Origin of the sequence: Lentzea indica (assembly GCF_012184385.1) — a bacterium.
In the GTDB taxonomy this organism is placed as follows: Bacteria; Actinomycetota; Actinomycetes; order Mycobacteriales; family Pseudonocardiaceae; genus Lentzea; species Lentzea indica.
On record NZ_VSRL01000465.1, the window covers coordinates 1 to 3,195 of the forward strand.

Genomic DNA, 3,195 nt, shown 5'->3' on the forward strand with positions numbered 1-3,195 from the left:
TTTCCAGCGCTGGCAGGAAGTCGGCGCGCCCTCGAAGGAGGGCTGGGCGCTGACCGCGCTCGGATGGTTCGGCGACGACTCCACGGTTCGCGCGCTGTCCCCGCTGATCCGTGTCTGGCCCGGTGAGAGCCAGCACGCCAGGGCCGTGACGGGCCTGGACGTCCTGGCCGACATCGGCACCGAGGTGGCGCTGTCGCACCTGAACAGCATCGCGGAGAAGGTGAAGTTCAAGGGCCTCAAGACCCGCGCCCAGGAGAAGGTCGCCCAGATCGCCGCCGAGCTGGGCCTGTCACGCGACCAGCTCGCCGACCGGCTGGTCCCCCGGCTCGGCCTCGACGACGAGGCGTCACTGGTGATCGACTACGGCCCTCGCCGGTTCACCGTGGGCTTCGACGAGCAGCTCAAGCCGTACGTTCTCGACCCGGACGGCAAGCGTCGCAAAGATCTGCCCAAGCCCGGTGCGAAGGACGATCAGGAGCGCGCCCCGCTGGAGCACAAGCGTTTCACGGCGTTGAAGAAGGACGTCCGCACCGTCGCGTCCGACCAGATCCACCGCCTGGAACGCGCGATGGTCGACCAGCGCACGTGGACCGCAGGCGAGTTCCACACCGTCCTGGCAGGCCATCCGCTGCTCTGGCACATCGTCCGCCGCCTGGTCTGGATCACCGGCACCGGACTCTCCTTCCGGCTGGCGGAAGACCGGACGCTCGCCGACTCGGGCGACGACGAGTTCACCCTCCCCGAGGGTTCCACCGTTCGCGTAGCGCACCCGGTGGACCTCCAGGACACGGCGGAGGCGTGGGGCGAGGTGTTCGCCGACTACGAGATCCTCCAGCCGTTCCCGCAGCTGGACCGTCCGCTGCACATCGTGCCGGCGGACGAGGAACTCCTGCCACACCTCGCGAAGTACTGCGACGTCCCGCACCCGATCGGCAAGATCCTCAGTCTCACCAAGAAGGGCTGGGTCCGCGGCGAGCCGCAGGACGGCGGCGTCGAGTGCTGGATCACCCGCCCGTTGCCGTCCGGTGGCGCCCTGGTCGCCTCCTTGGATCCCGGTATCGCGGTGGGCGCGATCGACGTCTTCCCCGAGGTGAAGTTCATCGACCTGAGGTTCTCGGCCGACGGCCAGGGCTACTGGTATTCCCAGAAGAACGCGCCGAGCACCTTGGAGGTCGACCCGATCACGGCGTCCGAACTCCTTTCCGAACTGGAGTCCCTCCAGACGTAGCCGTGGCGAAGAGGGTCTGATCAGCTCTTTAAGCTGACCGTAAGGAATTGTCAGACCCTCTGAGTACGGTCCGTGGACATCAACTCCCTTGTCAGTCCCCAGGAGGTACGGCAGTGCGCAGGTGGGAGCTCGTCTCCGGCGGCTCGGCGAAGTTCTGGGAGATCGGCAGGGACGGTGCCGCGGTCACCGTCCGGTTCGGACGGCTCCAGACGGCCGGCCAGACCCAGACCAAGGAGCTCGCCTCCGAGGACGCCGCGAGGGCCCACGTCGCGAAACTGGTGGCGGAGAAGGAGAAGAAGGGCTACCGCGCGGTCGGCTCGGCGGCTCCTGCTGCGGCTCCTCAGTCCTCAGAGGTGTCTTCCCCGGTGGAGAAGCCTGCCGCTGTCCTCGACGAGGACACCTGGGTGATGCCCAAGGCGTGGCTGCGAGATGCGGTGCGGCAGCGCGGGTTCGAGCCGGCACCGGAGTTCTCGGTCGACGCCGCGAAGGCGGCCGAGGCACGGAAGCAGGTCGTCGAGAAGGCCGACGTGCTCGAACGCGCGTTCACCACGAAGGGCTCGAAGGCGGAGCTGGTCAGCGCGGCCCGTGACCATCTCGCCGGGCAGGCGAATCCTGTTGGTGCTGCGGCGATCGCGGCCATCACGTCGTCCGGGCTGCCCTCGGTGCACGCCTGGATCGCCGATCACGGGGTCGCGTTCGCCGCCGCGGCGGTCGTCGAGTACATGGGGCTGACCTTCTCGGAGCAGTGGGACGTCCGGCGGGACAAGTTCACCAACATCCGCCTGCAGCCCAGACGCGGCAGCTTCCAGACCTCGGTCACCGAACAGGAAGGCCGGATGCTCACCGCTGTCCGCTACGCGCTCGCGGTCGCGGATGACGCGTCGCGCAAGGCCGCGGAGACCGCGCTGGAGGACAGGGGCGCGACGCCGACGTTGAAGGAACTGCGGTCGTACCTCGTGCCGTCACGGGCGGACTGGTTCGCCGAGGTGTGCAAGCAGCATTACACGCCGAGCCAGTGGTGGATGCTGCCGTGCAGTGCCAGCAACGTCGAGGACTACGACAACGTCAAGCACTCGCTGATCGGCTCGGCTTTCATCCTGTACACGGCGGTGTACGTGTTGGGACCGGCCGTCGCGCCGTTGCTCGCGGAGGAGCTCGACGCCGAATACCAGGTCGCGGACAGCCGCAAGCTGGTCTTGAAGGTGCTCGCGGCGTTGCCCACCGACGAGGCGTTCACCATCCTGCTCGACCGGCTGGACACCAAGTACGTGCACCCCGCGGTGCTGTCCGCGATGGCGGCGTTCCCGGTGCGGGCAGCGCGGCTGCTGGCGGAGCGCGCGGCTGCTGGCGATGAGGTGCGGCAGCTGCTGAAGGCGCACCTGCTGTCGAACCCGGACCTCGACGTCCCCGCTGACGTCGCCGCGGTGCTCACCGAGTTCGCAGTGGCGACCCTGCCGGACGCTCGCGCGGACCAGCTGCCGCCGCTGCTCGCCTCACCGCCGTGGCTGAACCGCCGTCCGCCGGTGAAACCCGTGGTGGTGCCGGACCTTCCGGTGCCCGCGCCGTCGATCGTGTGGGAGGCGGGCGAACGCGAGAAGTGGCTGGCGAGCGGCAGCGAGTGGTACTCCGACGAGCGCGACTGGCGCACGCTGCTCGCGGACTACCAGGCGGGCACCAGCGGCTACTTCGACAGCGACCTGTTCCTCCTCGCTCCCGAAGAGGAGGTGCGGCACCTGCTGGCAGAGTGGAAGCCGAGCTACAACTACGGCGTGGAGGACTGGGGCAAGCGGATCGCCGCCCGGTTCGGCCTCGACGCCGTGCCCGCGCTCCTGCGGCTCGTCCAGTCCACCCCCGGAGCGGCCGGCGTGGTGCTGCTGCCCTACGCGACCGTCGAAGTGGCCACCGTGATGGCCGGGTGGTTCGCCAAGACCAAGCAGCCCCGGCGCTGGCCGTCGACTGGCTGGCCC

The 3,195-nt window shown here is 69.0% G+C and carries 2 protein-coding genes; both read left to right on the top strand.

Annotated features, from left to right (window positions below; genetic code table 11):
• Nucleotides 1-1,228, top strand: a 1,228-nt coding sequence (locus tag FXN61_RS48390) for a DUF4132 domain-containing protein (protein ID WP_167980485.1), incomplete at its 5' end; no start/stop codon positions are given.
• 113 nt (nucleotides 1,229-1,341) lie between these two features.
• The coding region (locus FXN61_RS48395) for a WGR domain-containing protein (protein ID WP_167980486.1) at nucleotides 1,342-3,195 on the top strand (1,854 nt) is incomplete at its 3' end.